This window comes from Pseudomonas sp. MRSN 12121 (assembly GCF_000931465.1).
Lineage (GTDB): Bacteria > Pseudomonadota > Gammaproteobacteria > Pseudomonadales > Pseudomonadaceae > Aquipseudomonas.
On record NZ_CP010892.1, the window covers coordinates 5,157,508 to 5,168,850 of the forward strand.

Consider the following 11,343-nt stretch of genomic DNA (forward strand, 5'->3'; position numbering starts at 1 on the left):
GAGGCGCCTACAGGATGACCCCGGCCTGGCGCAGCTCGGCGATGCGCGGCGCGCTGTAGCCCAGTTCGGCAAGCACCTGGTCGGTGTGCGCACCCAACGCCGCACCGATATGCCGGGGCTGCGGCAACCCCGCGGAAAACTTCAGCGGGCAGGCCATCTGCGCCTGGTGGCTGCCATCGCCGCGGGGCACCTGGCTGACCAGTTGCCGCGCCTGCAACTGCGGGTGCGCCACCGCCTCCGCCAGCCCGAGTACCGGTTCGACGCAAGCGTCGACTGCCGCGAACAACTCGCAGAGTTCGGCAAAATCGCGCTTCTCGAACTCGACCTGCAACGCCTGCTTGAGCGCCTTCTGCTGCTCAGGCCGCGGCGACAGCCCCTGGGCCGCCAGTTCCGGACGGCCCAGGGCCTTGCACAGCGCCTGCATGAACGGTGGTTCCAGGCTGCCCACCGACAGCCAGCGGCCGTCCCGGCTGCGGTAATAGTCGTAGAAGCTGCCACCATTGAGCACCTGCTGCTCCGCTGCGGGCTCGACCCCGCACGCCAGGTAGCCGGCCCCGGCCAGGGCGTTCAGGCTGAACACGCAATCGGTCATGCTCACGTCCAGGTGCTGCCCCAGGCCGCTGTGCTGACGGGCGATCACCGCCGCCAGCAGGCCGATGACCCCATGCAGCGAGCCCCCGGCAATATCCGCCGCCTGGATGCCCAGCGGCAGCGGTCCGCTGTCCTGGCGTCCGGTGTAGCTGGCCAGGCCGGCCAGCGCCAGATAGTTGATGTCGTGCCCGGCGCGATCGCGGTAGGGCCCGGTCTGGCCGTAACCGGTGATAGAGACGTAGATCAGCTTCGGATTGAGCGCCTTCAACGCCTCGTAGCCCAGCCCCAGGCGCTCCATCACCCCGGGGCGAAACTGTTCCAGGACGATGTCGTATTCCAGCACCAGTTGGCGGATCACCTCCAGCGCCTCGGGCTGCTTGAGGTCCAGCGCCAGGCTGCGCTTGTTACGGTTGAGGTAGGCATGGCTGGCGGAGGTGCCCTGGTCGTGGGGCGGCAGTACCCGCAGCAGGTCCATGCGGGTCGGCGACTCGATGCGCAGCACCTCGGCGCCCATGTCCGCCAACAGCAGCGAGGCGAACGGCCCCGGCAGCAGCGTGGAGAAATCCAGTACCTTGAGTGACGCCAGCGGCCCTTGCATGAGCACTATCCCTTCCCGATTGACTGCCCACAGAGTAGGCAGCCCCTCAAGGCCTCGCAATCACCGCAAATGCCAGCCGGGCTGACCGTTGCGCTCAAGCGCCAGGCATGAAAAAACCCGCCGGAGCGGGTTTTTCATCGACGCGGGAACGTTACTTCACCGATGTCGGGGCCGGGCCTTCGGCAACGCCCAGGTCGTCTTCCTGGCGAGTCTCGAGGATGGCACTGCCACCGGAAGCCAGCTCGCTGTGCAGCTTGTCTTCGTCCAGCTCCTTGACCCACTTGGCGACCACCACGGTGGCTACCGCGTTACCGACCAGGTTGGTCAACGCACGGGCTTCGGACATGAAGCGGTCGATCCCCAGGATCAGCGCCAGGCCGGCCACCGGCAGGTGACCCACGGCCGACAGGGTCGCCGCCAGCACGATGAAACCGCTACCGGTCACGCCCGCAGCGCCTTTGGAGGACAGCAGCAACACCAGCAACAGGGTGATCTGATGGGTGATGTCCATGTGGGTGTCGGTCGCCTGGGCAATGAACACGGCCGCCATGGTCAGGTAGATCGAAGTGCCGTCCAGGTTGAAGGAGTAACCGGTAGGAATCACCAGGCCCACGACCGACTTCTTGGCACCCAGGCGCTCCATCTTGATCAGCATGCGCGGCAGGGCCGATTCCGAGGAGGAGGTGCCCAGCACGATCAGCAGTTCTTCACGGATGTAGCGGATCAGCTTCAGCACGCTGAAACCGTGGGCCCGGCAGATCGCGCCCAGCACGAACAGCACGAACAGTACGCAGGTGATGTAGAAGCAGATCATCAACTGGCCCAGTTGCACCAGCGAACCCACGCCGTAGGCGCCGATGGTGAAGGCCATGGCACCCAGCGCACCGATCGGCGCGAGCTTCATGATCATATTGATGATGTTGAACATCACGTGGGCGAAACGGTCGATGAAGTCCAGCACCGGCTTGCCGTAGGCACCCAGGCGGTGCAGGGCGAAACCGAAGATCACCGAGAACATCAGCACTTGCAGGATATCGCCGTTGGCGAAGGCGCCGACGATGGTGTTCGGGATGACGTTGAGGATGAAGCCAACGATGCTCTGGTCCTTGCCCGCGGTGACGTAGGCCGCCACTTTCGAGGCATCCAGGGTGGAAACGTCGATGTGCATGCCGTTGCCCGGCTGCACCACGTTGACCACGACCAGGCCGATCAGCAGGGCAATGGTCGAAACGATTTCGAAGTACAGCAGCGCATAGCCGCCGGTCTTGCCCACCGACTTCATGTTCTGCATGCCGGCGATACCGCTGACCACCGTACAGAAGATGATCGGCGCGATGACCATTTTGATCAGTTTGATGAAGCCGTCACCCAGGGGCTTGAGGGCCACGCCGGTCTGCGGATAGAAGTGACCGAGCAGGATGCCGACGGCGATGGCAACGATCACCTGGAAATACAGGGATTTGTACAGTGGCTGACGAGTCGTCATTACAAAGTTCCTCAAGGGCACCGTTGCACACCATCCATCGATGCACACGACACCTAAAGTGCGAACCCTCCTGCGCTGGAGGGATTTGTTGTGTCGAACTGCGCGAGCACAGCTTTCGCCGCTTCAGTTCTGCCCTCTTCCATCGCAAGGCCCGTGCCAGATCGCCGAAAAAACCTGAAGGCCTTTAGACATCAGGGTTGGCTGGCGCCTTTCCCGCTTCCCGACGCCCGCCGAAGTGGCGGATTTCCGCCCATCGACCGGCGCTCGTCCTACAATTTGGCGGATATCCGCCTTGCTCCGCCCTTGCCGGCTGCTAACATCCGCCACTCCATGGCCGGATCAACCTTCATGCGCGAACGCACCATCGCCAGTCACTTCGCCCGTGCCGCCCTGGGCGGGGCCCGCCGGCGCGGCTATGACTATTCGGAACTGTTGCAGACCCTGGGTATCAGCCTCGAACTGCTGAACGAACCCAAGGCCCGTATCGCCCCCGAGCAATTCGCCAGCTTGTTGCAACAGCTCTGGCAAGTCCTGGATGACGAGTACCTGGGGTTCGGCGACGGCCCGAGCAAACGCGGGACCTTCGCCATGATGTGCCACGCCCTGATCCACTGCACCAGCCTGGAGAAGGCCCTGCACCGCGGCCTCCTGTTCTACAGCCTGTTCCCGCAGGCCCCGCGGCTGAGCCTGACGCGCGAAGGGGAAATGGCCCGCCTGAGCCTGGACGATGCGCCGCTGTGGGACCCGGACCACTTTCTCAGCGAAAGCCTGCTGGTGATCTGGCATCGCCTGGGCAGCTGGCTGATCGGCCAGCGCATCCGCCTCGAGCAGGCCTGCTTCAGCTACCCGAAACCCGAGCACGGCAACGAATATGACCTGCTGTTCCCCTGCCCGCTGGTGTTTTCCCGCGACTGCAGCAGCCTGCTGTTCCACAGCCGTTACCTGAGCATGCCGCTGCTGCAGGACGAACGGACCCTCAAGCACTTTCTCGAACGCTCCCCCGCCGACCTGCTGGCGCGCCCGGACGATGGCGACAGCCTGAGCAGCCAGTTGCGTCGCTTGCTCAGCCGCGACAGCAGTCATTGGCCGGACCTGGAACACATTGCCCAGCACCTGCACATCAGCCCGCAGACCCTGCGCCGGCATTTGCGCGAAGAAGGCACGAGCTTTCAGGAACTCAAGGATCAATTGCGGCGCGATATCGCCATCTATCACCTGCGTCGGGCCGACCTGTCATTGCAACAGATCGCCGAGCAGACCGGCTTTTCCGAGCCGTCGGCCTTTCATCGCGCGTTCAAGAAGTGGACCGGACTGACCCCGGGGGCCTACCGCGCCCAGGAAACCTGAGCGCGGCCCTCAGATCGCCGGGAAGTGGATGCGGAATGCCGCGCCGCCCAGGGTGGAATCGCCCAGGGTCAGCTGGGCGCCGTAGCTGTCGATGATGTCCTTGACCACCGCTAGGCCGATGCCCTGCCCCGGATGCTGGCGATCCAGCCGCTCGCCGCGCTGCAGGATTCGCGCGCGCTGGTCCGGCGGCACGCCCGGCCCATCGTCCTCGACACACAACTGCGCGCCGCGCAGGTCCTCGCGCACGCTGATGCGCACCTCGCTCAGGCACAGGCGGTAGGCGTTTTCCAGCAGGTTGCCGAGCAGTTCGAGCAGGGCGCCCTGCTCGATGGGCACATAGCAACGTTCCGGCAGATCGAACGAGACCCGCACCTGCTTGTCGCGATAGACCTTGTCCAGGGTGTCGCACAGGCTTTTCAGCACCGGTCGCAAACGCACCTGGTGGCGCACCAGGCCGCTCTTGCGCAGGCTGGCGCGTTGCAGCTGGTAACTGATCTGCTGGCTCATGCGTTCGATCTGGGCTTGCAGCACCCAGGCCTGCTCGCGGTCCTGGGGGCGCTGGGCCATGTCTTCGCTGACCCCTTGCAACACCGCCAGCGGGGTTTTCAGGCTGTGGGCCAGATCGTCCAGGGAATCGCGATAACGGCTGCGCTGCTCACGCTCGCTGTGCAGCAGGCGGTTCAACGAGCCGGTCAGGCGCAGCAGTTCCCGCGGATGCTCCTCGCTGAGGCTTTGCCGGGTGCCGCTCTCGATCTCGTCCAGCTCCTGGCTCAGCCGGCGCAATGCCTGCAGGCCCCAGGTCAGGCCGAGCCAGAGCAACGCCAGGAGTACCAGCAACGCGGCGCCGAACCCCAGGTAGAGGTTTTCCCGCACCCCTTCCAGGGTCAGTTGATATTCACGCACCGGTTGCAGGGCGACGATGCTGAACGCCGCGCTTTTACCGCCCAGCAGCTTGACCTCGACGTCGTAGACGAAAAACTCCTGGCCGTTGGCTTCGCGGATCCGCGCAAACTCGTTGCCGCGCCCGTCGTAACGCGGCTTGTAGTTGATGTTCTCTTCCTGGGTCGCCCTCGAACGCCAGACCAGCCGCCCCTCGCGATCGTAGATGTAGCCCAGCAGGCGGCTGTCGGTGAGGTTGAAACGCTCGTCCGGCAATTGCGCCGGCATTTGCAGATGATTGTTCTCGACCCGCGCCGCCGAGATCAGCGTGGTCACGTCGGAGGCCAGGCGCTGCTCGATGGAATCCTGCAGCGCCAGGCTGAACGCGCCTTGCATGGCCGGCAGCAAGGCCAGCATGAACAGCACGGCCAGGGTCGTGGCCGCCAGCATCAGGCGCAGGCGTAGCGATCGGATCATCGGCAGCGCTCGTTGAACAGGTAGCCCAGGCCGCGCACGGTATCGATGGGCTTGAAGCCCGACGGCCCTTCCAGCTTGCGCCGCAGGCGGCCGACCAGCACTTCGATCACGTTCGGATCGCGCTCGTCGTCATCCGGGTACAACTGCTCCATCAACCGATCCTTGGCCACCACCTGCTGATGGTGGCGCATGAGGTATTCCAGGATCCGGTATTCATAGGCGGTCAGCGCCAACGGCTGTTCGTCGAGCGAGGCCTGCTTGCGATTGAGGTCCAGCAGCAGCGGACCGGCGATGATGGTCGACTGGGTGAAACCGCTGGAACGGCGCAGCAACGCATTCAGGCGCGCGTCCAGTTCCTCGAACTGGAAAGGCTTGACCACATAGTCGTCGGCACCGGCGGCCAGGCCTTCGACCTTGTCCTGCCAGTTGCCGCGCGCCGTCAGGATCAGGATCGGAAACGCCTTGCCGCGCGAACGCAACTGACGGATCAGGTCCAGGCCGCCCATGCCCGGCAGGCCCAGGTCGATGACCGCCAGATCATGGTTGAACTGCTCGGTCTGATACAGCGCCTCCTCGGCATTGGCCACGGATTCGACCACATGGCCGGCGTCCGTGAGACGGGTTTGCAGGTGGTGGCGCAACAGCGCCTCGTCTTCCACGACGAGCAGTTTCATACAGCTCTCCCAGGCAAAATTCGACATCTCCAAGGGCGCTCACTCGCCCTGATCCTATATATGGCAGCGCCGGATCCTGCGTGGGCAGATCCGGCGCGGTCAAACCAGGACAGAATGTTAGAAAGCGTAGTTGGCCGACAGGTAAGTCTGGGCGCTGCTGGTCAGGCTCAGCGAACCCTGCTTGCTGCCGCCGTGCTCGCTCATTTCGGTGCTGGCATTGCTGCGCAGGTAACGGTAACCCAGTTCGACCGAAGTGTTCTGTGAAACCTGCTGCAGGACACCGGCCTGCACCCCGACGGCATAACCGATATCGCTGTCGCGGCTATAGCCTGGGGAGTCCTGGGTCAGCTTGGTCAGGCCCGCGGTGCCGCCACCGAACAGCTTGGTGCTGCTGGTCACCGGCAGGAACACATCGTAGCTGCCCAGCAGGTTTTCCTGGCGCAACTTGATGCCGTTGTGGGAGCCGGAGACATTGTCGTAGGTGGCGTAGTAGCGATGCTGGTCGTTCTGCTGGCCCAGGCGCACGCCCCAGGTGTTGTCCTTGCCGATCGCGCCGTCGGCGTTCGGGTGGTTCAGGTTGCTGTTGAGCAAACTGGATTTCTTGATCTTGTCGCTCGTCTGGCCGTAGGTAAGACTGGCGAAGTTGCTGTCGGCGGCCTGGACGACGGCGCTGGCGCCGAGAACAGTGAAGGCCAGAATCATCTTCTTGAAAGTGGTCATGGGGAATTTCCTCATTCGCTCTGTGTTTTTGGGTACGGGGCCAGACTACCGACCCCGCCCTGAACTCCCCCTGAACACACTCTGAACCTCGGCTGAATCAAATCGACTAGGCTGATTGCCAGTCTTTTCAAAGGAGAACACCCCATGCGCGCGCTTTTAACCTGCTTGTTGCTGGCTTTCTGCGGAATCAGCCAGGCTGCGATCAAGACCCAGGAGATTCCCTACCAGAGCCCCGACGACACCCGGCTCATCGGTTACTACGCCTATGACGACAGCCTGAAAGGCGCTCGCCCGGGGGTCGTGGTGGTGCATGAATGGTGGGGCCTGAACGACTACGCCAAACGCCGGGCGCGCGACCTCGCGGCCCTGGGCTACAGCGCCCTGGCCATCGACATGTATGGCGACGGCAAGCACACCGAGCACCCACAGGATGCCCTGGCCTTCATGCAGGCCGCCCTGAAGGACGGCCCCGCCGCCAGCGCCCGCTTCAAGGCCGGGCTCGATCTGCTCAAGCAACAGCCGCAGACCGATCCGGACAAGCTCGCCGCGATCGGCTACTGCTTTGGCGGCAAGGTGGTGCTGGACGCCGCACGCCAGGGGCTACCGCTGGCCGGCGTGGTGAGTTTCCACGGCGCGCTGGTCACCGATACCCCGGCCAGCCCGGGCAGCGTCAAGGCCAGGATCCTCGTCGAGCACGGCGCTCTGGACAGCATGGTCACCGCCGCGCATGTCAGCGCCTTCAAGGCGGAAATGGACAAGGCCGGCGCCGACTACCGCTTCGTCACCCTCGAAGGCGCCAAGCATGGCTTCAGCAATCCGGACGCCGACCGCCTGAGCCATGGCGAGCATGGCGGGCCGGACATCGGCTACAACAAGGCCGCCGACGAACGCTCCTGGGCGGACATGCAGGCATTCTTCAAGAAGCTGTTCGACTGAGCCACGGCAACGGTGTGCGGGGATTGTCGCGGGCGCCGGGTAGCCCGGGCGATTGCCAGGCTACCCTCCGGCCCCGCAACCCGGCAAAATGCCCGGCATGAATCCGTTGCCCCCTCTTCCCGCCTGCTGCACCCCATTCGACGACCAGTGGCCGCTGCCCGAAGCCCTGCCGGGCAGCGTCCTGCTCGGCACGCATTTCGACCCTTCGCGCCTGGCCGGCGACGACTTCCAGCGCAGCGCCATCGAGCCGCCCGCGAGCATTCAACGCTCGGTCGCCAAGCGCCAGGCCGAATTCCTCGCCGGGCGCCTGTGCGCACGGGCGGCCCTGCAACGCCTGGACGGCCTCGACTGCATCCCTCCGATCGGCGAGGACCGGGCGCCGGTCTGGCCGGCCCATATCTGCGGCTCGATCACCCACAGCGCCGGACGCGCCGCGGCGATTGTCGCGCGCAAGGAAGACTGGCGCGGGCTGGGCATGGACCTGGAAAACCTGCTCAGCCTCGAACGCGCCGAGCGCCTGGCGGGGGAAATCCTGACCCCCGCCGAGCTACGACGCATGGCCGCCGCCCCGCGCGAACAACTCGCCCTCTGCGTGACCCTGACCTTTTCGGTGAAGGAAAGCCTGTTCAAGGCGCTGTACCCGCTGGTCGGGCAGCGCTTCTATTTCGAACACGCCGAAGTGCTGGAGTGGCACGCCAGCGGCAAGATCCGCCTGCGCCTGCTGACCGATCTGTCCAGCGAATGGCGCAACGGCAGCGAACTGCAGGCCCAGTTCGCACTGCAGGACGAGCAACTGCTCAGCCTGGTCGGCATCCGCGCCTGAGCGCACAGTACCCGCCCTTCACGACGGGTCCTGCTGGCGCGGCCAGCTCAGGCTGAAGCAGGCGCCACCGAGCGTCTTGCTCTTGTCGATCAGCGCCCTGCCGCCGTGCCAGTAAATGATCCGCCGCACGATCGACAAGCCCAGGCCATGCCCTCCCGAGGCGCGGGTACGGCTGTCATCCAGACGCAGGAACGGGGTGAAGATCCGCTCCCAGGCGCTTTCCGGGACACCGGGACCGTCGTCCTCGACATCGATCCGGCAGCGCATCTGCCCCACTTGGTAGCTGACCAGCACCTGCGATTCGGCATGCCGCATGGCGTTGCCCACCAGGTTCTGCAAGGCCCGGTGCAGGTAGCGCGGCTCGGCCTCGACCCAGGCGCCGTCGCAATCCGCCGCGGACAGGCACAAGCCCCGCTGGACCCTGACCTGCGCCCGCAGGGGCGCCAGCTCGCTGATCACCTGATTGACCAGGGCATCCAGATCGACGCGCTGGAAATTCAGCGCCGGCGATCCCTGCTCCAGCCGCGCATAGGTGAGCATTTCATCCACCAGCCGGTCGAGGTCCTGGATATCGTTGTCCATGCCTTCCATGTATTTGTCCCGGGCCTGGGGCGTGGTTGCCGAGCCGATCATCTCCAGGCCGAAGCGCAGGCGCGCCACCGGCGTGCGCAGCTCGTGGGACACCGCACGCACCAGTTCGCGCTGGATGGCCAGCAAGCGTTGCAGATGCTCGGCCATGCCATTGAAGGCCGCCGCCAGCCGTCCTACGGAGTCGGCGCCGCCGGCGGGCACCCGGGTTTCCAGGCTGCCCTTGGCAATGCGCGTTGCCGCCGATTCCAGGCCGCGCAGCCGCCGCTCCAGCTGACGCACCAATAAATAGACAATCAAGCCGATCAGGCTCAGGCCCAGCACCGCGATCAACACCAGCCATTGCGGCGGATAAGGGTTCATCTGATACAGCGGGCCGATTTCCAATACCCAGGGCGTGCCCACCATTCCGGCGAACACCCGGATCGAATCCCCGCCCTTGCCCAGCGCCATCACCGTATCGCCTTCCGACACCCGGCGCCGCTGGTCCTCGTCCATATCGGCTTCCTCCTGGGTGACCAGGTGCATGTCGAAGCCGAAGCCCTTGTCCTTCTTCAACGCCGCCAGGCGCGCCGGCTGTTCGGCCACCGGAAAGCGCACCAGCTCATCGGCCAGCAGATAGATAGTCGCCCGCGCCAGCTGTTCGCTGATCTGCTGCACCTCGCCGGTGAGCACCAGTTGCTCCGGTTCGCTGACCAGCCGGTAGACCCGTGCCGCGTAGGGCCCGGTCTGTTCCACCAGGGCCTGGCCGCGCAACACGCGATTGCGCTGCCCGAGGTCGAGCCCGGTCTGGGTGAAGGTCTGCAGGGTCAGGGGAATGCCCAGCAGCCGCTCCCACACCGCCAGTGCCCGGCGCCGCTCGATCTCGCTCATGGGTTGCAGGTTGTCGGCCATCAACGAAAAGGTGCCGTGGGCCAGGCGCTCGCGGTACTGCTCGCTGCGCACCTGGTTGAGCAAATGCAGCGCCAGCACGCCCAGCAGCGCCACCAGGATCAGGGCGGCGCACATGCCGCCATAGATGCGCAGGAAGATGGAATTCACGGCGACAGGTCGGCGGCGGCTTCGGGAACGAACAGATACCCCTTGCTGCGGATGGTCTTGATCAGGCGGGGATGCTCCGGGTCGTCGCCGATTTTCGGACGGATCCTGGAGATGCGCACATCGATGGAGCGGTCCTGGCCGTCATAGCCGATGCCGCGCAGGGCGGTGAAGATTTCCTCGCGGGAAAGGATGCGCCCGGCATTGGCCACCAACAGCCAGAGCAGGTCGAACTCGGCACTGGTCAGCTCGATGCCGGCCTCATGCAGCCAGGCCTCGCGCAAGGCGCTATCCACCACCAGCGGGCCGAATTGCAGGCGGCGGCTTTTTTCCGGCGCGACGTTGTCCGTCGGCGGTTCGCTGCGCCGCAACAGGGCCTGGATCCTGGCGAGCAACAGGCGCGGGCGAACCGGCTTGCACACATAATCGTCGGCCCCGGTGTCCAGTCCCAGCACCTGGTCCATGTCATCGGTGCGCGCGGTGAGCATCAGGATCGGCCCGGCGTAGCGATCGCGGACCTTGCGGCAGATGCTCAGGCCATCCGCGCCGGGCAGCATCAGGTCGAGGATCACCAGGTCAGGCTGTTCGGCGATGATCCGCGCCGCGGCCAGGGCGCCGTTGCCTTCGATGGCGACCCGCAGGCCGTTGCTTTCCAGGTATTCACAGGTCAACTCGGCCAGTCGCTGATCGTCCTCGACAATCAATATCTGCCACGCTTCTTGCTCCACGACGACCTCTGCTTGCCAGATACGGGTTGAGGAAATTCCTGCCCGTCTTTTTGTAATGTGGGGTAGGTAAAACAGCGTATGGAAGGCCCGATTGTAGCAACGGCTCGGGTCGCGAACACAAGGTGGCAAATGCGCTCGGTAAAGGCATTTTTTTGTGATAGGGTTCGCGCCCGCAAAAATCCGCTCCGGGCAGCCGGGGACGGTAAAAAACAGTGACAAACGGTACGATCCAGCCCCGCTGCGGCCTGCGTGAGATTTACCCGCTTCATACACAAATTACGCACAACCTTATCCACAGCCTGTACATTGCATTCACCCCCAAAAACGCATTATCTTGTAGCCCGGCTGCAAAAAAACCCTATATCTAGGGTTTCATGCCAAAAACCAAACACGAATCAGACAAGAAACTCAAGCGCTTTTCTTGCACTCGTTTGGTGGAACCAATCGGATTTTCAACA

10 protein-coding genes are annotated in these 11,343 nt (G+C 64.4%); 3 read left to right on the top strand and 7 right to left on the bottom strand.

Going from position 1 to position 11,343, the window contains the following annotated elements; all coding sequences use genetic code 11:
• Positions 1-7: 7 nt before the first annotated feature.
• Entirely contained in the window at positions 8-1,189 is a 1,182-nt protein-coding gene (locus tag TO66_RS23330) for a CaiB/BaiF CoA-transferase family protein (protein WP_044464483.1), read from the bottom strand.
• 151 nt (positions 1,190-1,340) lie between these two features.
• Positions 1,341-2,675 carry a dicarboxylate/amino acid:cation symporter gene (locus TO66_RS23335; protein ID WP_044464484.1) on the bottom strand — a complete coding sequence of 445 codons (1,335 nt, stop codon included), beginning with the start codon at positions 2,673-2,675 and terminating at the stop codon, positions 1,341-1,343.
• A gap of 348 nt (positions 2,676-3,023) precedes the next feature.
• Between TO66_RS23335 and TO66_RS23340 the strand changes: the two genes are divergently transcribed.
• Positions 3,024-4,022 (top strand): AraC family transcriptional regulator, encoded by a 999-nt coding sequence (locus TO66_RS23340; protein WP_044464485.1) that lies wholly within the window; start codon positions 3,024-3,026, stop codon positions 4,020-4,022.
• Between the two features lie 9 nt (positions 4,023-4,031).
• Here the strand turns inward: TO66_RS23340 and TO66_RS23345 are convergent, their stop codons facing one another.
• The 3 genes from TO66_RS23345 to TO66_RS23355 all read right to left on the bottom strand — a co-directional run bounded on the left by TO66_RS23345 (position 4,032) and on the right by TO66_RS23355 (position 6,772).
• Entirely contained in the window at positions 4,032-5,378 is a 1,347-nt protein-coding gene (locus TO66_RS23345) for an ATP-binding protein (RefSeq protein ID WP_044464486.1), read from the bottom strand.
• Positions 5,375-6,052: a response regulator gene (locus TO66_RS23350; RefSeq protein ID WP_044464487.1), complete on the bottom strand. Its 678-nt coding sequence runs from the start codon at positions 6,050-6,052 to the stop codon at positions 5,375-5,377. The genes TO66_RS23345 and TO66_RS23350 overlap by 4 nt, the downstream gene beginning before the upstream one ends.
• A gap of 117 nt (positions 6,053-6,169) precedes the next feature.
• Positions 6,170-6,772 (bottom strand): membrane protein, encoded by a 603-nt coding sequence (locus TO66_RS23355; RefSeq protein ID WP_044464488.1) that lies wholly within the window; start codon positions 6,770-6,772, stop codon positions 6,170-6,172.
• 144 nt (positions 6,773-6,916) lie between these two features.
• Between TO66_RS23355 and TO66_RS23360 the strand changes: the two genes are divergently transcribed.
• The gene (locus tag TO66_RS23360) at positions 6,917-7,708 is read left to right on the top strand and encodes a dienelactone hydrolase family protein (RefSeq protein ID WP_044464489.1); all 792 of its coding nucleotides are present in this window, start codon (positions 6,917-6,919) and stop codon (positions 7,706-7,708) included.
• Between the two features lie 97 nt (positions 7,709-7,805).
• On the top strand, positions 7,806-8,531 hold the full coding sequence (locus TO66_RS23365) for a 4'-phosphopantetheinyl transferase (protein ID WP_044464490.1): 726 nt from the start codon (positions 7,806-7,808) through the stop codon (positions 8,529-8,531).
• 18 nt (positions 8,532-8,549) lie between these two features.
• On the opposite strand, the gene TO66_RS23370 is transcribed toward TO66_RS23365, so the two are convergent.
• Positions 8,550-10,160 carry an ATP-binding protein gene (locus TO66_RS23370; RefSeq protein WP_044464491.1) on the bottom strand — a complete coding sequence of 537 codons (1,611 nt, stop codon included), beginning with the start codon at positions 10,158-10,160 and terminating at the stop codon, positions 8,550-8,552.
• Positions 10,157-10,885: a winged helix-turn-helix domain-containing protein gene (locus TO66_RS23375; RefSeq protein WP_044464492.1), complete on the bottom strand. Its 729-nt coding sequence runs from the start codon at positions 10,883-10,885 to the stop codon at positions 10,157-10,159. The genes TO66_RS23370 and TO66_RS23375 overlap by 4 nt, the downstream gene beginning before the upstream one ends.
• Between the last annotated feature and the right edge of the window lie 458 nt (positions 10,886-11,343).